The following is a 20,828-nucleotide window of genomic DNA, read 5'->3' as shown; positions in this document are numbered from 1 at the left end:
CAGTCCGTGCAATAAGGCCTTTTGACTTTGATCTGTCAGATGAGTGGACAGGGCTTGTAGGACGCTTGCCTAGCGTCGCAGGGCAAGCATGACCACCCCGACCGTGATCAGGCCTATTCCGCCCCATTGGCGCAAGTCGAGTTTTTCACCCAGCAGGACAACGCCAAGGACAGCCACCAGCACCACGCTGAGTTTATCCACTGGAGCAACCAGTGACGCCGGACCGACCTTGAGTGCGCGGAAATAGCAGATCCACGATGCACCGGTGGCAAGGCCCGACAACAGCAGGAACAGGTAGCTCTTCGCAGAGATCGATCCCAAGGACTGATATTGGCCCGTGGCGTACAAAATCAAGGCCAGGCTGACCAATACCACTATCGTACGCAGCAGGGTGGCGAAGTCGGAGTTGACGTTTTCGATGCCGACTTTCGCGAAAATGGCGGTTATTGCCGCGAATGCCGCGGATAACAGGGCCCAGAATGTCCAGGAGGAAAAAAAGCCTGAGCCCATGTGTTTGCGTCTCCCGGATCAGTCAGGGCCAGCACAGAACCCTGTGGGAGCGAGCTTGCTCGCGATGACGGACTGACAGCCAGAAATAATGTCGACTGACCTACCGCTATCGCGAGCAAGCTCGCTCCCACAGAAAGGCTAGATTGCTTCCAGTTTGGCATAACCCAGCATCAACCACTTGCTGCCTTCGCTGAAGTTCACCTGCACCCGGGCCTGAGCCCCGGCGCCTTCGAAGTTGAGGATCACACCGTCACCGAAGATCGAGTGGCGCACAGTCTGGCCCAGGCTGAAGCCGGTCTGCGGAATCTCGCTGCCGCTGAACAGGTTGCTGCCACTCATCGACTGGTTGCCACCGAACGGACGGCTGACGCTGTTGGACAGCCGCACCTCCTGAATCAGGCCTTTCGGAACTTCGCGTACGAAGCGCGACACCTTGTTGTAGGTCTCGCTGCCATAAAGGCGCCGGGTTTCGGCGAAGGTCATCACCAGGTTCTGCATGGCCCGGGTGATGCCTACGTAGGCCAGACGACGCTCTTCCTCCAGGCGACCGGGTTCTTCCAGGCTCATCTTGTGCGGGAACAGGCCTTCTTCCATGCCCACCAGGAACACGTAAGGGAACTCCAGGCCTTTGGCGCTGTGCAGGGTCATCAGTTGGATGCTGTCTTCGTGCTCGTCGGCCTGCGTGTCGCCGGCCTCCAGCGATGCGTGACCGAGGAACGCCGCCAATGGCGTCAGGTCTTCGTCTTCTTCGCTGTTTTCGAAGTTGCGCGCGGCGCTGACCAGTTCCTCAAGGTTTTCTACCCGGGCCTGGCCTTTCTCGCCTTTTTCCGCTTCGTGATAGGCGATCAGCCCCGACTGCTCGATGACGGTCTGGGTCATCAGGTGCAGCGGCATTTCCATGCACTTGGCGGCGAGGTTCTCGATCAGCTCGATAAACGCGCCCAGAGCGCCGGCCGCACGACCGGTCAGGCCTTTGTTGGCCACCAGTTGGCGCATCGCTTCCCACATCGACACATCGCTGTGGCGCGCATGGTCGCGGATCGCTTCGACGGTTTTCTCGCCGATGCCACGGGCCGGTACGTTGATGACCCGTTCCAGCGCAGCATCGTTACCGCGGCCTTCGAGCAAGCGCATGTAGGCCATGGCGTTCTTGATTTCGGCGCGTTCGAAGAAGCGCTGACCGCCATAGATGCGGTAGGGAATGCGCTCGCGCAGCAAGGCTTCTTCCAGAACCCGCGACTGGGCGTTGGAGCGGTACAGAATCGCGATATCGCTTCGAGACAAGCCGGTTTTCAGCGCGCTTTCGATGGTTTCGACAACGTAGCGTGCTTCGTCGTGCTCGTTGAAGGCGGCGTACAGGTTGATCGCTTCGCCGTCGCCGCCGTCAGTCCACAGCTCTTTGCCCAGGCGCCCGGTGTTGTTGGCGATCAAGGCGTTGGCAGCCTTCAGGATGCCGGCGGTGGAGCGATAATTCTGCTCCAGGCGAATGGTTTCGGCGTCCGGGAAGTCTTCGGAATACTGGTAGATGTTCTCGATTTTGGCGCCGCGCCAGCCGTAGATCGACTGGTCGTCGTCGCCCACCACCATCAGGCTGTCGCCACCCTTGGCCAACAGTCGCAACCAGGCGTATTGCACGGCGTTGGTGTCCTGGAACTCGTCTACCAGAATGTGCCGGAAGCGCTTTTGATAATGAGCGAGCAGGCCTGGGTGATCGCGCCACAGATCGAGTGCGCGCAGCAGCAATTCGGAGAAGTCGATGACACCGGCACGCAGGCAGGCGGCCTCGTAGGCCTCATAGATACCGCGCATGGTTGCCAGGAACAGGTCGCCGCTGGCTTGAATGTGTTGCGGGCGCAGGCCTTCGTCTTTCTGGCCGTTGATGAACCATTGGGCCTGACGGGCCGGCCAACGCTGTTCGTCCAGGCCGAGCTCGCGGATCACCCGCTTGACCAACCGCTGTTGGTCATCGCTGTCGAGAATCTGGAAGGTCTGGCTTAAGCCCGCTTCCTGCCAGTGTGCCCGCAGAAGGCGGTGCGCCAGGCCGTGGAAGGTGCCAACCCACATACCGGCCGGGTTGATGCCCATCAACTGCTCGATGCGCTGGCGCATCTCGGCAGCGGCCTTGTTGGTGAAGGTCACCGACAGGATGGAGTGGGGCGAGGCGTTTTCGACCTGGATCAACCAGGCGATACGGTGCACCAGCACTCGGGTTTTACCGGAACCAGCACCGGCCAGGACCAACTGACGACCCACGGGGGCCGCTACGGCCTGGCGTTGGGCATCGTTGAGGGAGTTCAGCAGAAGGGAGAGATCATCGCGCATCGGGGCATTCTAGGGGGCAGCGACACACCGGGCAAACCCCGCTTCGCTTTAACCGATGAAAGTTATGCGAAGGACGACCGGTCAGTCATCGGCTGCAGGCATTGTCGGGACGTGCCTTCAGCATTTTCAGTGGCATCGGCGTCCGAAAAATTTGGCGATTTATTGATCAGCAGCAGTTTGGTCCGGGCAATTGCTTGTGTATGCTCCGAGCAGTTTCGGGCACATGCTCATCATTATAAGAACAAGAACATCGCCTATGACCCTCAGCTTCGACCTGTCGGGCCCCACTGTGGAACCCCGGGTGATCCGTAAACAGTACGCCATGGAAATGGCGGTCGAACGCACGCGCCTGTTGTATCAAGGCTCGCTGCTGCCCACGTTGTTCATGCTGATCAATGGCCTGGTCTGTGCCGGTTTGCTCTGGAGCCCGCAGCGCTATTTCCTGGTCAGTGTCTGGCTGGTGTGGTTGTTGTCATTGGTGGCATTGCGGGTGATTCAGGTCGCAGCCTTTGATTCGGCCATTCCCAACCGTCAGGCCCATCCCATCTGGCGGCGGATGTTTTTGCTGGGCTCCGGCCTCACCGGTCTGACCCTGGCCGGTGCCGGCATCGCCCTGGTTCCGGCCGATAACTTCATTCAGCAAGCCTGGGTCTTCGGCCTCATCGGTGCCGCAGCGCTCTCGGCCAGCGTGGCTTATGCGGTCAGCTTGCCGGCCTTCCTGTCATTCACCTTGCCCTGCCTGTTGCCGGCCATCGCCTATATGTTTTGGGGGGCTGACGAACAGCAGCAAGGTTGGGGCTGGTTCGGGCTGATCCTGCTCGGTGCGTTGAGCGTGGTTGCCTGGCAAGTCAATCGATTGATCGATCGGGGCTTGATGCGACGCTTTCAGAACCAGGCACTGATCGAGCATCTGCAGCAGGCGCAAAGCTGCAGTGATCAGCTCAATCAGAAGCTGGCCAAGGAGATAGAACAGCGCCGACGTGCCGAGGACGAATTGCGAGAGATCCAGGTCGACCTGGAAAACCGAGTCGCTCAGCGCAGCCTGGAACTGGACGCCGCCAACCAGGCACTGAGCAAGAGTGAGGCGCGCCTGGCGCTGGCATTGAAGGCCAGCGAGTTGGGGTTGTGGGACTGGAATCTGCAAACCGACGAAGTCCATCACACACAAATTCAGGAATTGTTCGGCCTGGAGCCGGAACAGGTCACGGCGATATTGCGTCACCTCAAGCCGCGCCTTCACCCCGAGGATCTTCCTGCGCTGAAAAGGGCGCTGGTCGAGCATTTGAAGGGCCGCACCGAGGACTATCAAATCGAGTATCGCGTGCGGCATGGCGACGGCCACTGGGTCTGGATCGAGGACCGCGGGCGGGCAGTCGAGCGTGCCGACAACGGCCGGGTGATTCGCATGGTCGGCACTCGCCGCGATATCAGCGCCAGCAAAAGTCTGGAAGAGCAGCGGCAATTGGCGGCGACCGTGTTCGAGGCGGCCAGCGAAGGGATCGTGATTTTCGATCCTAACTACGTCCTGATCGCGATCAATCAAGCCTTCAGTCGGGTGACCGGTTATGACATCGACGACATGATCGGACGCAATGTCGTTGAGTTGCCATGCAGTCGCGATGCGCGTAGGCATTACGCCGCGATACATCAGGCGCTGGAGCAGCAAGGCAGCTGGCAGGGCGAATTGGTGGAAACCCGCAAGAACGGCGAGATGTATCCGCAATGGCTGCAACTGAATGCCGTGCGCGATGCCCGGGGAAATGTGAGCCATATTGTGGGCTTCTTCGCTGATCTCTCGGCTCGTCGAGAGTCCGAACAGCGTATGCGCTATCTGACCCATTACGACGAACTTACCGGTCTGGCCAACCGCGCGATGTTTCGCGAACGACTCAACGAGGCTCATCAACGAGTGCGGCAGGGCGGTTATCGCAGCCTGGCGTTGCTGCACATCAATCTCGATCGGTTCAAGCAACTCAACGACAGCCTGGGGCATGAAGTCGCCGATCAGTTATTGCAGAAAATGGCCCGGCGACTGGTGAATGCATTGCCTGAAGCAGACACCATCGCGCGCCTTTCCGGTGATGAGTTTGCCGTGCTGTTCAATTCCTACGGCAACCTTTCGAGCCTGGCGAGAGTGGCGACTCGTCTGGCGAACAAGTTGCGTTTGCCGGTGAGCATTGACGGGCATGAGCTGGTGCTCAGCGCGTCGATGGGCATCAGCTTGTTGCCGGACAGCGCGCGGGAAGTATCGGCACTGGTCAGTCAGTCGAACATGGCAATGCAGCACGCCAAACACCTGGGTGGCGATAATTTCCAGTTTTACACCGACAGCTTGCAAGCCAGCACGTTGGAGCGTTTACAGCTGGAAAACCACTTGCGCAAAGCCATCGAAGACAAACAACTGAAGGTGTTTTACCAACCGAAACTGTGCCTGGCCACTGGCAGGTTGAATGCCGCCGAAGCCTTGGTGCGTTGGGATCATCCGACCATGGGCCGCGTGCCGCCGGGGGATTTCATTGGCCTGGCTGAAGAAACCGGATTGATCGGCCCGATCGGTGAGTTCGTGCTGCGTCAGGCCTGCTGGCAAGCCTGTGAGTGGCAACGGCAGGGACTCGAAGCAATTCGGGTGTCGGTCAATCTGTCGGTGCATCAATTGCGCCAAGGCAAGCTGGTCAGTCTGGTGCGGCAGGTGCTGGAAGAGACCGGGCTGGCGCCGCAACTGCTGGAGCTGGAACTCACCGAAAGCCAGTTGCTGGACAGCGTCGAACACATCATCGCAACCTTCCAGCAGTTGCGTGATCTCGGGGTGAAACTGGCCATTGACGATTTTGGCACTGGTTACTCATCCCTGAGCTATCTCAAGCGGATCCCGGTGGATTACGTGAAGATTGATCAGGCGTTTATCCGTGGCTTGGGTGAGGGCAGCGAAGACGCGGCGATTACCCGGGCAATCATTGCCATGGCTCACGGCCTGAAGCTTAAGGTCGTGGCGGAAGGAGTGGAGCGCGGAGAACAGCTTGAGTTCCTGAAAGCCGAGCGCTGCGATGAGGTACAGGGCTATTTGATCAGCCGCCCGGTTGAGGCTGAGACGTTGGCAGGTTTGCTGCACGCGCAAGCCGCAAGCTGACGAGGATACGTAAGTAGCTTTTGTCCTTTAAAACGTGCACCCGGCACACCTGGACAGGCGCCATGAGTGCTACATGAAGCGCGGGCACCTGAAATCGAGGGATTCGGTAACGCATTGAGCAGGCAAAAAGCCGATTCATGTAGTATAACTACAAGCGTGCTACATCCCCGGCACCTGCCAATAACAAAGAGTCCAGCCCTTTGAATCTGCTGCAACACATCGCCCAGTCTCGCCACCTGTTACGCAAGTCGGAGCTCAAGGTCGCCGACCATGTGCTGCTTGATCCTGCGGCCGTGATGCACAGCTCCATGGCCGACCTGGCCCACAGCGTGGGCATCAGTGAGCCGACCATCGTGCGCTTTTGCCGTGCCATCGGTTGTTCCGGCTTTCAGGACCTGAAGCTGAAGCTGGCCCAGAGCCTGGCGGCAGGTGCGAGTTTCGGCCAGTTTGCGATCCATGAGGATGATTCGGTCGCTGACTACAGCCTGAAAATCTTCGACACCACCCTGCATACGCTGATGGAGGTTCGCGAGAAACTCGATCCGCTGGAATTGCAGCGGGCGGTGACGCTGATGTCCCAGGCCCAGCGTGTCGAGTTCTATGGCTTTGGTGCCTCGGGTGCGGTCGCGGCGGACGCCCAGCACAAGTTCTTCCGCTTGCTGCTCACAGCTGCGGCGTATTCCGACCCGCACATGCAGGCGATGTCGGCCGTGACGCTCAAGCCAACCGACGTGGCGATCTGCATTTCCCAGTCCGGGCGTTCCAAGGACCTGCTGATCACTGCCAACCTGGTTCGTGAAAGCGGTGCCTCGTTGATCACCTTGTGCCCGAGCCAGACGCCGTTGGCCGAACTGTCTACGGTCAATCTGGCGATCGATGTGCATGAAGACACTGAAATCTATACGCCGCTGACTTCGCGTATTGCCCACCTGGTGGTGATCGACGTGCTGGCGATGGGCGTGGCCATGGCGCGTGGCCCGAGCCTGGTCAACCACCTCAAGAGCGTCAAGCGCAGCCTGCGCAGCTTGCGGTTGTCGCCCAAGTCGGTGAAAGCGCTGGACGATTGAGCCAGGCCTGAGATTGCATGAAGGTCGTTCCGACCTTATCGCGAGCAAGCTCGCTCCCACATTTGATCATGCACGCCGCAAAACCTGTGGGAGCGAGGTCGCTCGCGATGGCGGCCTCGAATGCACCGCAATTTTCATCAGTTTGTAACCCCCAAGCCGCCAAACCGTCATCCCCCGCGCCTATCTTGAAACTCCCGTACTCGCCTTGGGAGACTCGAAATGGCCATGCCCTACGAAGAACGCAACAGCGCTGTCAAAACCCGTCGTCAGCAAGAAGATCAGCGCCGCATGGAATTCCGTCGCGCCATCGAAGATCGCTGCGAACGCCGTCAGCTTCTGGCCGAGATTGGCGATTTTCCAGAGCTGGAACTTAACTTTTGGCAGACGTCTCCCGTAGCTTCCCGTCGAAACGCTCAACCAGCGCGCTGATCTGAATCCGTTCGCTACGGATAAACGCCAGGAAGGCATGAGCCACCGGTGACAGGCGCTTTGCCTTGGCCTGCACCAGGCACCAGCTACGGAATAGCGGCAGTTCTTCGACCGGCAATTCGATCAGCCCACCGGTTGCCAGCTCAAGGTTCAGGGCGTGGCGCGTCAACAGCGCAACGCCCAGGCCTGCCAGTACACATTCTCGCTGGGCTTCGGCAGACGAGACTTCCTGAGTCTGGTTGAAGTGCACGCGTTTCTCTTTGAAGTATTCTTCGCACGCCAGCCGCGTCCCGGAGCCTGGCTCACGCAGCAGCAGTGTGTAGGGTTCGAGATCCTGCAAGCGCAGCGGCCCCATATGACACAGCGGGTGATCCGGTGGCGCCACGGCGACGATCGGGTTGTTCAGGAACGGCAGGAATTCCAGGCCCATGTCCTGAGGCACCATGGACATGATCACCAGGTCATCGCGGTTGTCCGACAGGCGCCGAATGACCTGACCGCGATTGACCACCGTCAGTTGCAGGTTCACCTCCGGGTGCTGGCGTTTGAATGCGGCAAACAAGTGCGGCACGAAATATTTGGCGCTGGATTCCACCGCCAGTTTCAATTGCCCCTGCAACGAACCCTGCATGTCCGACAGCTGCATGTCGAGGTTTTCCAGGCGTCCGAAAATATCCCGGCTGGCCCGCTGTAACGCTTCAGCCGCTTCGGTCATGTAGAGTTTTTTGCCGACGTAATCGAACAAAGGCTGGCCAATCAGCTCCTCAAGTTGACGAATCTGCAGGCTGACGGCAGGTTGTGTGAGCGACATTTCCTCGGCCGCGCGACTGTACGACCGCAAATCACAGACCTCGTTGAAGATCTGCAATTGCCGTAAAGTCATACGCATCAATGACTTACGCATTTTTTGATCACTCTCGTCGCTGGCTGGTGAATCAACTATAAGTCTTTACTTATGCGTGACCCAATAATTATTCATTTTTGTTAATCCCTTGTGAGCGCTAGTGTGGACCTGCGACCAAATTGAAACATTTGGTCACGCGTCGACCTGGTCTAGCAGGTCGTGGGTACCACCGGCTCAAGGGAATTTCCAAGTGATAACAAAGATCCTGATCGCCAACCGTGGTGAGATTGCCGTACGAATCGTACGTGCCTGTGCCGAAATGGGCATTCGCTCGGTCGCGATCTACTCCGATGCCGACCGTCATGCCTTGCACGTCAAGCGAGCGGACGAGGCCCACAGCATTGGTGCCGAGCCACTGGCCGGTTACCTGAACCCGCGCAAGCTGGTGAACCTGGCTGTGGAAACCGGTTGCGATGCACTGCACCCAGGCTATGGCTTCCTTTCGGAAAACGCCGAGCTGGCGGAGATCTGCGCCGAGCGCGGGATCAAGTTCATTGGCCCGTCGGCTGAAGTGATTCGCCGCATGGGCGACAAGACCGAAGCCCGTCGCAGCATGATCAAGGCCGGTGTACCGGTGACCCCGGGCACTGAAGGCAACGTGTCGGGCATCGAAGAAGCCCTGACCGAAGGCGATCGTATCGGTTACCCGGTGATGCTCAAGGCCACTTCCGGTGGTGGCGGTCGCGGCATTCGTCGCTGCAACAGCCGTGAAGAGCTCGAACAGGCTTTCCCACGGGTCATTTCCGAAGCCACCAAGGCTTTTGGTTCGGCGGAAGTGTTCCTGGAAAAATGTATCGTCAATCCGAAGCACATTGAAGCGCAAATTCTTGGCGACAGCTTCGGCAACGTGGTGCACCTGTTCGAACGTGACTGCTCGATCCAGCGCCGCAACCAGAAGCTGATCGAAATCGCCCCAAGCCCACAGCTGACCCCGGAACAGCGCGCCTATATCGGCGATCTGTCGGTGCGCGCAGCCAAGGCCGTGGGATACGAGAACGCCGGCACCGTGGAGTTCCTGCTCGCCGAGGGCGAGGTGTACTTCATGGAGATGAATACCCGGGTGCAGGTGGAACACACCATCACCGAAGAAATCACCGGCATCGACATTGTCCGCGAGCAGATTCGCATTGCCTCCGGTCTGCCGCTTTCGGTGAAACAGGAAGACATCCAGCACCGCGGCTTCGCCCTGCAATTCCGGATCAACGCCGAAGACCCGAAGAACAACTTCCTGCCGAGCTTCGGCAAGATCACCCGTTACTACGCTCCCGGCGGCCCCGGCGTGCGAACCGACACGGCGATCTATACCGGCTACACCATTCCACCGTTCTACGACTCCATGTGCCTGAAACTGGTGGTGTGGGCGCTGACCTGGGAAGAGGCGATGGACCGTGGCTTGCGCGCCCTGGATGACATGCGTCTGCAAGGGGTCAAGACCACCGCCGCGTACTACCAGGAAATCCTGCGTAACCCGGAATTCCGTAGCGGCCAGTTCAACACCAGCTTCGTTGAAAGCCACCCTGAACTGACCAACTACTCGATCAAGCGCAAACCCGAAGAGCTGGCCCTGGCCATCGCCGCCGCCATCGCCGCCCACGCAGGCCTGTGAGGAATAGAACAATGAGCAAACAAATCCACGTTACCGACACTATCCTGCGCGACGCCCACCAATCGCTGCTCGCGACCCGCATGCGCACCGAAGACATGCTGCCGATCTGCGACAAGCTCGACAAAGTCGGCTACTGGTCGCTGGAGTGCTGGGGCGGCGCGACGTTCGACGCCTGCGTACGTTTCCTGAAAGAAGATCCGTGGGAGCGTCTGCGCCAGCTGCGCGCCGCGCTGCCTAACACCCGCCTGCAAATGTTGTTGCGCGGCCAGAACCTGCTGGGCTACCGCCACTACAGCGACGACGTGGTCAAAGCCTTCGTGGCCAAGGCAGCGGTCAACGGTATCGACGTGTTCCGCATCTTCGACGCCATGAACGACGTGCGTAACCTGCGCGTGGCCATCGAAGCGGTGAAAGCCGCCGGCAAACACGCCCAGGGCACCATCGCCTACACCACCAGCCCGGTGCACACCATCGAGGCGTTCGTGAACCAGGCCAAGCAAATGGAAGCCATGGGTTGCGACTCGGTGGCGATCAAGGACATGGCTGGCCTGCTGACCCCGTACGCCACCGGCGAACTGGTCAAGGCTCTGAAAGCCGAGCAATCGTTGCCAGTGTTCATTCACTCCCACGACACTGCTGGCCTGGCCGCGATGTGCCAAATGAAGGCCATCGAAAACGGCGCCGATCACATCGACACCGCGATCTCCAGTTTCGCCTGGGGCACCAGCCACCCGGGTACCGAGTCGATGGTCGCCGCCCTTAAAGGCAGCGAGTTCGACACCGGCCTGAACCTGGAACTGCTGCAAGAGATCGGTCTGTACTTCTACGCGGTGCGCAAGAAGTACCACCAGTTCGAAAGCGAGTTCACCGCCGTCGACACCCGTGTGCAAGTCAACCAGGTACCGGGCGGGATGATTTCCAACCTGGCCAACCAGTTGAAAGAGCAGGGCGCGCTCAACCGCATGAGCGAAGTGCTGGCCGAAATCCCGCGCGTTCGTGAAGACCTCGGCTTCCCGCCGCTGGTGACCCCGACTTCGCAGATCGTCGGTACCCAGGCGTTCTTCAACGTGTTGGCCGGCGAGCGCTACAAGACCATCACCAACGAAGTGAAGCTGTACCTGCAAGGCGGCTACGGCAAGGCGCCGGGCACCGTGAACGAACAACTGCGTCGCCAGGCCATCGGCAGCGAAGAAGTGATCGACGTTCGCCCGGCCGACCTGCTCAAGCCGGAAATGGCCAAGCTGCGTGCCGACATCGGCGCACTGGCCAAGTCTGAAGAAGACGTGCTGACCTACGCCATGTTCCCGGACATCGGTCGCAAGTTCCTCGAGGAACGCGCTGCCGGCACCCTCACGCCAGAGGTTCTGCTGCCGATTCCTGAAGCGGGTGGCGTGGCCTCTGCCGGTGGCGAAGGTGTGCCGACCGAGTTCGTCATCGACGTGCACGGTGAAACCTACCGCGTCGACATCACCGGTGTTGGCGTCAAGGCCGAAGGCAAGCGTCACTTCTACCTGTCCATCGACGGCATGCCGGAAGAAGTGGTGTTCGAGCCGCTCAACGAATTCGTCAGCGGCGGCAGCAGCAAGCGCAAGCAAGCCACTGCACCGGGTCACGTCAGCACCACCATGCCGGGCAACATCGTCGACGTGCTGGTAAAAGAGGGCGACACCGTCAAGGCAGGCCAGGCCGTGTTGATCACCGAAGCGATGAAGATGGAAACAGAAGTCCAGGCAGCCATCGCCGGTAAAGTCACCGCCATTCACGTGGCCAAGGGCGACCGGGTAAACCCGGGCGAGATCCTGATCGAGATCGAAGGCTGAGTTAACAGCCTCGATACAACGCTTTATACCTCGGGGGGGCATGTGCTCCCCTTTTTTTATGCCTGCAAATCCGTGCCTGAACAACCTGTGGGAGCGAGCTTGCTCGCGATAGCGGAGCATCAGTCTCAACAATTGCTGAATGTGATGCCGCCATCGCGAGCAAGCTCGCTCCCACAGGTACTGTGTCCCATCAGTGAAGCGGGTGTTAATTGATCAAGAGCTCGCTCGGGATGGCGTAATTCCAGGCGCTGACGATTACCCGCGACACTCCACCAACGACTTCACCTGCCCCGAACCGGTCTGGTTCTCATCGCTCAGCCACTTTTCAAACCCCGCACCAATCGCCGGCCACTCCGAATCCAGGATCGAATACCACGCCGTATCCCGGTTCTGCCCCTTGACCACCATGTGCTGGCGGAACACCCCTTCAAAACTGAAACCCAGTCGCTCAGCCGCATATTTGGAGCGGGCGTTGCCGTTGTTGCACTTCCATTCCAGGCGACGGTAGCCGAGGGCGAAGGATTCTCTGGCCAGCAGATAAACCGCCTCGGTGCTTTTCGGCGAACGCTGCATCGGGGCGCCGAAGGTGACGTGGCCGATTTCGATGCGGCCCTGGGCCGGGACGATGGACATCAGGCTGAGAATGCCCTGGACCTCGCCGCTGACGCGGTCGATCACGCTGAAGAAATACGGATCGCTGCTGGTCGCGTGGTTGTTCAGCCAGTCGTTGAAGACGCTGCGCTCCGGGAAGGGGCCGTAAGGCAGGTAGTCCCACAACTTCGGGTCAGCGCCCGGGCCTTGCAGGGCCTTGAACAGGTCGTCGCCGTGGCGCGCCGGGTCGAGTCTTTCCAGGCGGATGTAACGCCCTTCGATCAGTTGAGTCGTGGGGGGCGGAACGCCTTTCCAGTCGGCGAGTGAAATCGACATGCTGTTCTCCTTGAACCTAGATGGCTTTGCGAAACTGGATGAAACCGGGGCGTTCGGCGATGCGCTCGTAGAGCTGGATCGCGGTGGCATTGGTTTCGTGGGTCAGCCAGTGGACCTTGTTGCAACCGTCGGCCTTGGCTGTGGTGTAGACGAACTCGATCAACTGGCGGCCGACGCCGGTACCACGGGTTTGCGGGACCACCAACAAGTCTTGCAGGTAGCAGGAGTTTTCGATGGCCCAGTTCGAACGATGGTAGATGAAATGCACCATGCCCACCGCTTTGCCGTCGGTCCAGGCGAGAGCGGCGTGGGTTGGCTCGTTCGGATCGAGCATGCGCTGCCAGGTGCTTTGAGTGACGGTATCCGCAAGTTCGGTGTTGTAGAAGCGCAGGTAGGCGTGCCACAGCGGCAACCATGCCGCGTGATCACCGGCGGTGACTTGGCGAATGTCGATCTGACTCATGGTGATTTCCTTAGCGCATCAATTGGGCGAGGGTTTGGTCGTTGAGGTCGGGGCTGGCGGCCAGGCCTTCGCGCACGCCGGCGATGTCGGCGGGGCTGCGGTTCTGGCTGAGCTTGCGCTTGCCTTCCAGACGGTCGATGGGAATGGCGAAACCGACGATGGCCTTGAGCATGCCGTCGATGTAATCGGCGGGGGCATCGGCCACTGACCACGGTTGGGCGCGGCCAGCTTCATGACGATCGGTGAGGGTGCTGACGATGTCGAGCAGCCGCCCGCCATCACTGAAGGTTTCGGCTCGGCCATAGGCGTGTACGGCGACGTAGTTCCAGGTTGGCACGACTTTGCCGTGTTCGGCCTTGCTCGGGTAGAAGCCAGGGCTGACGTAGGCGTCGGCACCGGCAAAAATCAGCAGGGCTTCGGCGCCGTCGCGCAGGTCTTTCCACTGTGGATTGGCTTTGGCCAGATGCCCGTACAACGTGCCGTTCGAGCCTTGCTCGCAATGCAGCAGCACCGGTACATGGTTGGCTTGCAGGCCGCTTTCACCGTGGGTCACCAATATGGCGAGACGGCTGGCGAGGATCAGTTCATGCAGTTGGGACAACTCGTCGATGGCAAAAGCACGTGGCGTGTACATGGAGATATTTTCCTTGGCGAATGTCTGCATCCTAGGCAGGCTATTGGTCTGTTGTAAGAGCCATTAATGACCAATTTCATAGGTCCATTGTGATGACTAGCGAACCACTGTCCCTGACCTTCAACCCGGCAGGTATCGAACTTGATCGTCGCCAGGGGCTGAGTCGTCAGCTCTACCAGGCATTGCGCACGCGTGTGTTGGACGGGCGACTGGCCAGCGGTACGCGTCTGCCTGCCAGTCGTGATCTGGCAGCCGCGCTGGCGATTTCCCGTAACAGCGTGGTGCGCGCTTATGATCAGTTGTACGCCGAAGGGTTTATCGAAGGGCGGGTAGGCGATGGGACTTATGTCGCGCAACTGCCCCAGGCAACCGTGCCGGCAAAAAAACTATCCACAAAAGTATCCACAGGGTTTTCAACAGGGTTACCCACAACCTTATCCACAAATCGGCTCGATTTACCTGTGGATTCATCCAGCAAAGTTATCCACAGTGGTGCATTGACTCGCGTCGAAAAGAACCATTTACCCATGCCGCCCAGTGGTCCGCCCAAGGCTTTTCGGGTTGGTGTTCCGGCGTTCGATCTGTTTCCGTTCGAGGTCTGGGCCAAGCTGAATGCGGCTTTCTGGCGTAAACCGGATTTCCAGCAGCTGTGCTACGGCGACCCTGCAGGTGATGCGCGCTTGCGGGGGATGATCGCGGCGTATCTACGCAGCTCGCGGGGCATGCAGTGTACGGCTGAACAAATTGTGATCACCAGTGGCGCGCAGCAGGGAATCAGCCTTTGTGCACAGCTGCTGGTGGAGCCGGGTGATGGGGTGGCGATCGAAAATCCTGGCTACCGCGCGGCGGGTCATGCCTTCGCCGTGGCCGGGGCGCGCTTGCACGGGGTAGCGGTGGATAGCGAGGGTATCGACTGCGGTGAGCTGGCGGGGCTCAGTGATTGCCGCCTGACCTATGTCACGCCGTCACATCAATACCCGACTGGCGTGGTGATGAGCCTCGCTCGCCGTCTGGAGTTGCTGGCCTGGGCCGAGCGCACTCAAGGCTGGATTGTCGAGGATGATTACGATGGCGAGTACCGCTACAGCGGTGCGCCATTGGCGCCTTTGGCGGCACTCGATCGTCACGGGCGAGTGTTGTATGTCGGCACGTTCGGCAAGGTCGCGTTTCCGGCGTTGCGCCTGGGTTATCTGGTGTTGCCAATGGGGCTGGTGGACGCGTTTTCCCAGCGTCGTGCCGTGGATGTGCGCCACTCCGAGGTCAGCACGCAGGCAGTCATGGCCGAGTTCATGGCAGCCGGACACTTCCAGCGGCATATCCGCCGCATGCGCCGTGCGGCACTGAGTCGGCGCAATACGCTGCTCAGTGGTTGGCCGCTGGATATCCCCGGCGTTGGCCCGTTGCCCACAGTCGCTGCCGGGCTGCACATGACCGTGTCAGTCGAAAGCGTGGCGCGCGAACAGGAACTGATCGAATTGGCGCGCAGTGTCGATGTCGAGATCAACGGTTTGAGCAGCTATTGGCTGCCGGAATCCACCACGCCCTTCGATCAACGCGCCGGGTTGGTACTGGGCTTTGCGGCGGTGCCCGAAAAGTCGGTCGAGGCGGCGCTGGAGCGATTGCGAGAGGCGTGGCGCGGTCGATGAAGCGGGCGGACCAGCAGTCCGCCCGCAGTCGTTCATCAGGGTTGAGTTTCGAGTTTGAGGAACAGATTCGGGTCGCTGATACGCCGCAGCACGTAGTCGATTGGCGCCAGAGTCGTGAGTACCTGGCGGCGTTCGGTCGTGAACTGCTGCAGATGCGCTTCGGCGATTTTCAGGTGCGCCGCCGTGAACTGCTCCATCGGCGCATCAAGCGAATCGTAGTGAAAGTGCGCAAGCCGCAGAGGCTGATCCTTGTTGGTGGTGTCTAGCACCTGGTACTCCTGGAAATAATCCCTGTGCTTTTTGGTCTTGATTCGTCCCTGTTCGTTGCGGACGATACGGACCTGGTCGTTGTCCAGCAGCCACTGCAAGTACGCCTGTCGGGGCTGTCGATCCTTGAGTAGGCTGGCGCGAATACCGATGCCTTGAGCGCGTAGCTGGACGGCGGCACCATTGAGCTCCGAGCTCGGACCAGCGCCTGGGTCAGCGATTCGAACTGTGTGGGCATGGCCACGAGCGTGCCGTCGCGGACCCGCCATTGAGGCGTGCCGATCATGGTTTGGTCAGGGTCGATCTTGCGCTCGGGTTGCAGCGCCTTCAGCGCTTGGCGCAGTAGAAGGGCGGCGACGCTATCGACAGTGGGACCCCTGCTGGTCTGGTAATTCACTTGGCTCTTTTTTAGCAAGCCGGGGGTTTGGGTATTCTCTGGGTGATCTGTCATCGTCATTTTCCTTTTTGACGTGGCGGCTTACGAAAAGAACAGCGAGCCCGCCAGTTGCGGGCTGATCGCGCTGCGATAAATGGCGATCACCTGGCTGCTGGAGGCGGAATTAAGGTCGCCCCTTCCGGCCATCATCCGTTGATCACGCAGTTTCAAATGGGCGGCGGTAAACGCCTCGACAGGCGTATCAGAAGCGGCGTAGTGAAAATGGGCGTACCACAACGGTTGCCCGGTGCCTCGCTCGCGAATTTCGTACTCCTGCAGGTAATCCTTGCGCGGGCCTTTGAGTCGGCGTCGTTCACCACTGCGCACGACATCGATTTCATTTTTGCTTGATAGCCATTCGATGCGGGCGGCCGTGGGCGGCTGTTGCTTGATCATCTGGACGCGAATCCGGTAGCCCTCGGCGTACAGTCGAACACGTGCCGTGTTCAAGGCCGCGCCCAGTGTTGTCGCAGCGACGGTCGTATTCGAAGCGGTCAGGGTTTGCTCGAGTGTCTTCGCGCTTTTGTCGAGCTGTTCGGCTTTGTGCTGGAACAACTCTTCGATTTCCACCGGGATGCGGCCGGGTTTTTTTGCACTCGCTTCGGTTTTCTGGATGAAGCTTTCCACGCCATCGAGCAGCTCCTGACCTTGAGTGATTTGTGTGGCGAGGTCCGGTAGTTGTACCGCTGGGCGGCGACGTCTGGGTTGCACGCGCTCAATCCAGACGCCGGGTGTTTTTTCGTGAAAGGTGGCGATCACTTTGCCGGTCAAGGGCGATTTCACATCCAGCAGGACCGGCTCTCCCGATGCCGAGGGACGCACTTCGCCCACAACCGTACCCTTGAAGCGTGTCTTGACCACTCGTTTACGCGATGCCGATGCGGGCTTTGACGGACCGGGCCGGGGTTCTACCGGCCGTTGTTCGCGCAGCAGTTGCGCCAGATTGGCTTCGGTGTCCTGCTGGAATTCACTGATCCGTGTACGTACGTGTTTGAACGGTTGCTCCAGAACCGCGTCCTTGTGGGTGAGGCTGAAGTCTTCAAAGGCCTGGTCGATAGCGGCAAACTGTTCGAGCATGCCGTTGAGGCCTTCGATACGTTCGCCTGCCGCCCAGGCACTGTTTTGCAGCATCAGTTCTTGCGAGGTCTGTATGACCAGGTTGGTGGTATCGAGCAAGCGCTCGAATGCGCCCCGGGCGTCGATCAGCGCGGCACTGTTTCCTTCTTTCAAGCAGACGTCGCGAGCCAGCGAAACCTGGAGCGCCTTGAGATCGTTAACACTGAAAGCGGGCAGTTTTGCCCGGTAGGTACTGGCCACTTCAGCAGCATTTCTACCGAGTCGACTCAAGTCATGGAGCCGCGATTGGGCAAACTCTATTTTGCCGATCACACCCTCGGTCAGGTCGACCATTTTCCGGTAGGTTGCAGAATTACCGGTCCCGCCTGTCGTTTCCTCGGCATCGAGCAGCGCCAGGGTTTCCCTCAAGGTCTGCGTAAACGTTGCATTGTGCTGATCGAGCCACGTCTGGTTGAAGAACAATTGAGTGCCGAGCATCTCGACCATGGCGGTTCGGTAGTTGGGCACCGTTTCGAGCAGGTTCAGCGACTTCAACTGCTCGATAGGGGCGGCGTATTCTTGGGTACGGCGCTCGAGCTTCTCGAGGAACTGCGTTTGCGCGGCCGACAGTGCTTCGTCACCGACTGATTTTTTCATGGCGTTGTGGGCGTCCGTCAGCTCTGTACGTGCCCGCTCGCGTTCATTGTCAAACTCGGCCAGTTGCTTCTTGAGTTCGGCGATGCGTGCACGGTTTTGTTGCTTCAGTGCCTTGCGTCGGCTCGACAGACCGCCGCCGCGCAGGCGCAGGCGCGTGTCGACGAACCAGTCACCGCGTTGGTTGCTGATCAGTGCCGGACCGCTGCGCACGGGCTGCTGTCGAGAGTCGATGATCGACACTTCGCCCGTGTCCTCGACGGCCACCTCGAACCAGCGCTCGCCCACCGGCGCATAAAAGCTCTTTTCTTTTCGGTAGAGGTGGCGATAGACGCCGTTGCCACTATCGGGCGGTGTGAGCTGTTCGGGTGGAGTGACCTTGAACTGATCCAGGGTTTTTGTCAGGTCCAAGGCCGCATCGGTTGCCACTGTCTGGCGATGTTGCACAGGAGGGGGCTCGCTGACGATGTCGGGTAATTGCACGACGGTCACAGGTTGTCGGGCCGGTTTTTCCTGTTGCTCGATCGCTTTTGCAATGGGCTTTTCCTGGACCCTGCGCGCAGGCGGATTACGCGTACTGGCGTGATGGGCAAGCACCATGGCCAGGGTCAGCAACAGGTCGGTCATGGCGGATTTCTGCTGCTGATGGTCGCCACTGTCGGCAGCATCGAGGGTTTGCTGCAAGTCATCCAGCACTTGCCAGATCCAGGCGGCCGTCCCGACGGTTCGACCAAGAAAGGGCAGCGCCGCGTTGAGCAGCGTCCAGGCTGTACGCTTGAAAGTCGCCCAGCGATTTTGCGCGTTGGAAAGCGATTGCCGTTGCGCCAGTTCGACCAGCGCATTGACGTTGGCCTTGTACAGGACGGCCAGGTAATTGCCGCTGAGAACCCGCGAGCCGAGGGAAATCGGGCCGCTCATTTGCAGGGAGGTCAGCGGGTCGCCCAACAGTTGAGAAATGCTCCAGACCGAAGGTCGGTCACCGGTGAACACATAGTTGGCATAGTTGGCGCGGGCACCGTCCGGCAGCCAGGCGAGTACGGACTGGCGCAACGTCGGCGAGTGTTTGATGGTGTAGACCAGGTTGGCCGGCGTTGGATACTGGCTCAGCGGTTGTTCAAGCATTGGCCGGTAAAGCAGGCAAGGCCCCTTGTCCATCTGGCGGGGCCCGATCACGAACATGTTGGTCACTTCATCGGTGGCGCCACCGATGCGCCAGCCGGGCGCGAATGCCAGTGGGCGAATCACGATCTCCTGGCCATCCACCCAGCGATTGGCGTCGAGCACTTGCACCACGGCGGCGACATAGCGGTAACCGGTCTCGTCGATGCCGTGCTGCTTGCGAATCTTCAGCTGTAAGGCCAGCAGCGGTAACTCGACGCGCAAATGGCTGGTGAACAGGTTCTGACGCCGCAGGCTGTCCACGGGTTCGGCGAGCAGCTTGCTTTTGATCAGCGCCGGGTAGTGCTGGCCGATGTCGACGCGTGTAATCAGCTCCTCCAGATAGCTCACCGTCATCCACTGCGGCAGCGCGGCGGCGCTGGAACTGCGTACGAATTTGTTGCCTTGCGGCAGGGCAGTCAGGTTTTGCAGCGCCAGGTCGACCAGGCTCAGGGTGGTGCGCTCAGGGTCCACCGTTGGCACAAAGCTGCCCCAGACCACCACGCTGTCGACCACGATTTCGATGTCCGCCAGGTTCAGATGTGCGGCATCGGCATGTTGCGCGAGCATGGCTTCGCGCAGTCGATCCAGCGCAAATTCGCGGATCGGTTTGAGCCCGTCCAGAAAGGACTTCCCGGCGTTCTGATTGCGCACCGTCACCAGATCCATCAGATGACGGCTGTAAGCGGTGAGATCGGTGGATGACGCATCGGCCATCCAGTCTGGCAGCGATTGCTCGACCTGATTGAATCGCGAGGATGACTGTTTGTCCGTCGGGTCGAGCTCGTTGGTCGTACGGCTGACGTGGGGCGCCAGGTCCGGGTTTGCCGCCGCGGGTTCGTTGGCCAGCGCACCGATTGCATCGGCCTGCAGGGCTATCAGGTTGCACGCCAGGCGGTCGAAATAATTGCCCGGCGGTTCGATCAGGCGCCAATGCAGGACATTTCCCGGTACTTGCCCATCGGTGTCCGCCAGCAACGACGCGCCCAGTTCCTGCAAGGAGTCAAACGCCTGGAAGCCACGGGTGATGGTGTGAGTGAGAACCAGGGTACGGCTACCCAGCGTCCCGATCAGTACCGCCGTGTCGACGATGTTAATGTGCGTCGAAGCCACGTCGCTTTGGCCGTCCAGGTCAATCAGGCAGGCGCGTGACTGATAAGGGTCATGCGCACGACGTGCGTTTTTGTCCGGGTAGGCGAAAAGCTTGCGGGCCATGGCGTGCTGGTCGCTGTCCCAGTCCGGGTTGGCTTCGATGTTCCACAGGTCGCGCAAGGATTTGGACAGTGCCTGCCAGCGTGGAGCCGATGCGCGGGTGAACTGGTTCCAGTAATCGACCTGCTGCTCTTGAAACGCGACAAACAGCAGCGGCGCCAACTCGTTGAGCAGACGCCCGATGGCATCGATGCTGACGGGCAGTTGCGCCGGTGTCTGCTCCTGGGGTTGCAGCGTGAGGTAGTGCTCGCCGTCGAGGTAGACCACGGGTGTTCGCGCTACGCCATGGCGCACCAGTGCGTCTGTCAGCGACTCGAAGTGCCTTGGCCCGGGCTCGACACTGCCATTGTGCAAGATCCAGGTCGGCGTCACCACCATGGCCAGGCGGGGATCGATTTGCAAATTCGGGTACAGCGCTTTCAGGGCTGGTTGCAGCGCATGTGTGGCGACTTCCCTGATCGAGGGGCCGGTTACCAATTGGGTGAGAAGGGCATCTTGATCAGAGGGGAGGCTGGTTTCAGACGAAGGGCTGGAGGTACTTGTCATGGTCACATCCTTTGTGAGGGTAGCAGGCACCGTGGAAGGTTCGG

14 protein-coding genes are annotated in these 20,828 nt (G+C 59.9%); 6 read left to right on the top strand and 8 right to left on the bottom strand.

The window, feature by feature from the left end:
• Positions 1 to 69 precede the first annotated feature (69 nt).
• Positions 70 to 510, bottom strand: coding sequence for an EamA family transporter (locus PSJE_RS19355; RefSeq protein ID WP_090452221.1), 441 nt, complete (start codon positions 508 to 510; stop codon positions 70 to 72).
• A gap of 138 nt (positions 511 to 648) precedes the next feature.
• Positions 649 to 2,832, bottom strand: a complete 2,184-nt coding sequence (gene uvrD / locus PSJE_RS19345) for a DNA helicase II (RefSeq protein ID WP_057712700.1) — start codon at positions 2,830 to 2,832, stop codon at positions 649 to 651.
• 256 nt (positions 2,833 to 3,088) lie between these two features.
• Between uvrD and PSJE_RS19340 the strand changes: the two genes are divergently transcribed.
• From PSJE_RS19340 to PSJE_RS19330, 3 genes are all read left to right on the top strand, one after another.
• Complete coding sequence (locus PSJE_RS19340; protein WP_090452217.1) at positions 3,089 to 5,959, top strand: EAL domain-containing protein; 2,871 nt, start codon at positions 3,089 to 3,091, stop codon at positions 5,957 to 5,959.
• A 200-nt stretch (positions 5,960 to 6,159) separates the two neighbouring features.
• A complete protein-coding gene (gene hexR, locus PSJE_RS19335; protein ID WP_007954250.1) occupies positions 6,160 to 7,026 on the top strand; it encodes a transcriptional regulator HexR in 867 nt (288 codons plus the stop codon).
• A gap of 219 nt (positions 7,027 to 7,245) precedes the next feature.
• Complete coding sequence (locus PSJE_RS19330) at positions 7,246 to 7,455, top strand: PA3496 family putative envelope integrity protein (RefSeq protein WP_085723603.1); 210 nt, start codon at positions 7,246 to 7,248, stop codon at positions 7,453 to 7,455.
• Here PSJE_RS19330 and PSJE_RS19325 read toward each other — a convergent pair.
• Entirely contained in the window at positions 7,397 to 8,359 is a 963-nt protein-coding gene (locus PSJE_RS19325; RefSeq protein ID WP_090452215.1) for a LysR family transcriptional regulator, read from the bottom strand. The two genes, PSJE_RS19330 and PSJE_RS19325, sit on opposite strands and share 59 nt — an antisense overlap.
• 190 nt (positions 8,360 to 8,549) lie before the next feature.
• On the opposite strand from PSJE_RS19325, the gene PSJE_RS19320 reads away from it, so the two are divergent.
• Together PSJE_RS19320 and oadA are read left to right on the top strand one after the other, a co-directional pair.
• The gene (locus PSJE_RS19320; protein ID WP_007971702.1) at positions 8,550 to 9,965 is read left to right on the top strand and encodes an acetyl-CoA carboxylase biotin carboxylase subunit; all 1,416 of its coding nucleotides are present in this window, start codon (positions 8,550 to 8,552) and stop codon (positions 9,963 to 9,965) included.
• Positions 9,966 to 9,976: 11 nt separating this feature from the next.
• Positions 9,977 to 11,785, top strand: coding sequence for a sodium-extruding oxaloacetate decarboxylase subunit alpha (gene oadA / locus PSJE_RS19315; protein ID WP_090452213.1), 1,809 nt, complete (start codon positions 9,977 to 9,979; stop codon positions 11,783 to 11,785).
• 255 nt (positions 11,786 to 12,040) lie between these two features.
• Here oadA and PSJE_RS19310 read toward each other — a convergent pair whose 3' ends face one another.
• The 3 genes from PSJE_RS19310 to PSJE_RS19300 are packed head-to-tail and all read right to left on the bottom strand — an operon-like array spanning position 12,041 to position 13,809.
• Positions 12,041 to 12,712, bottom strand: coding sequence for a GNAT family N-acetyltransferase (locus PSJE_RS19310; RefSeq protein ID WP_090452212.1), 672 nt, complete (start codon positions 12,710 to 12,712; stop codon positions 12,041 to 12,043).
• 16 nt (positions 12,713 to 12,728) lie between these two features.
• The gene (locus PSJE_RS19305) at positions 12,729 to 13,175 is read right to left on the bottom strand and encodes a GNAT family N-acetyltransferase (RefSeq protein ID WP_090452211.1); all 447 of its coding nucleotides are present in this window, start codon (positions 13,173 to 13,175) and stop codon (positions 12,729 to 12,731) included.
• Between the two features lie 10 nt (positions 13,176 to 13,185).
• Positions 13,186 to 13,809 (bottom strand): FMN-binding negative transcriptional regulator, encoded by a 624-nt coding sequence (locus PSJE_RS19300; RefSeq protein WP_090452209.1) that lies wholly within the window; start codon positions 13,807 to 13,809, stop codon positions 13,186 to 13,188.
• 92 nt (positions 13,810 to 13,901) lie between these two features.
• Here PSJE_RS19300 and pdxR point away from each other — a divergent pair, with 92 nt between their 5' ends.
• A complete protein-coding gene (gene pdxR, locus PSJE_RS19295) occupies positions 13,902 to 15,455 on the top strand; it encodes a MocR-like pyridoxine biosynthesis transcription factor PdxR (RefSeq protein WP_090452207.1) in 1,554 nt (517 codons plus the stop codon).
• Positions 15,456 to 15,490: 35 nt separating this feature from the next.
• Here the strand turns inward: pdxR and PSJE_RS19290 are convergent, their stop codons facing one another.
• Entirely contained in the window at positions 15,491 to 15,823 is a 333-nt protein-coding gene (locus PSJE_RS19290; RefSeq protein ID WP_090452205.1) for a hypothetical protein, read from the bottom strand.
• A gap of 377 nt (positions 15,824 to 16,200) precedes the next feature.
• On the bottom strand, positions 16,201 to 20,784 hold the full coding sequence (locus PSJE_RS19285) for a dermonecrotic toxin domain-containing protein (protein WP_090452203.1): 4,584 nt from the start codon (positions 20,782 to 20,784) through the stop codon (positions 16,201 to 16,203).
• Positions 20,785 to 20,828: the final 44 nt, after the last annotated feature.

The sequence above is a fragment of the Pseudomonas jessenii genome (assembly GCF_002236115.1).
In the GTDB taxonomy this organism is placed as follows: domain Bacteria; phylum Pseudomonadota; class Gammaproteobacteria; order Pseudomonadales; family Pseudomonadaceae; genus Aquipseudomonas; species Aquipseudomonas jessenii.
The sequence above is the reverse complement of the archived record's forward strand: the minus strand, read 5'-3'. Positions and strand labels throughout refer to the sequence as shown.